The sequence below is a fragment of the Brevundimonas sp. P7753 genome, from assembly GCF_013386595.1.
Classification (GTDB): domain Bacteria; phylum Pseudomonadota; class Alphaproteobacteria; order Caulobacterales; family Caulobacteraceae; genus Brevundimonas; species Brevundimonas bullata.
Genome location: NZ_JACARP010000228.1, coordinates 1 through 358, shown reverse-complemented (window position 1 = coordinate 358; position 358 = coordinate 1). Strand labels below are relative to the sequence as shown.

Annotated in this window: 1 protein-coding gene; it reads left to right on the top strand. The window is 73.5% G+C overall.

What is annotated here, in order from left to right:
* Positions 1-235 (top strand): iron chelate uptake ABC transporter family permease subunit (locus tag HX774_RS19295; RefSeq protein WP_178829019.1); only part of this gene is annotated, 235 nt, incomplete at its 5' end.
* Between the last annotated feature and the right edge of the window lie 123 nt (positions 236-358).

Genomic DNA, 358 nt, shown 5'->3' with positions numbered 1-358 from the left:
CGGCTTTGTCGGTCTGGCGGCGCCCCATCTGGTGCGGGCGGCGGTGCGCGGCGATCCGGGGCGGCTGCTTTGGCCCTCGGCGCTGGCCGGCGGGCTGATGCTGGTCCTGGCCGATCTGGCGGCGCGGCTGATGCCGACGGATCAGGAACTGAAGCTGGGCGTGTTCACGGCCCTGGTTGGAGCGCCGCTGTTCGCCCTGATCGCCTGGCGCGCGGCGCGGGAGTGGCGGCTGTGAGCGCCTTGCTGGAACTGGACGGCGTCGTGGCGCGCATCGGTGCGGCGACCGTGCTGGACGGGGTCAGCCTGTCGGTCGGGTCAGGTGAACTGGTCGCACTGTGCGGGCCGAACGGGGCGGGCA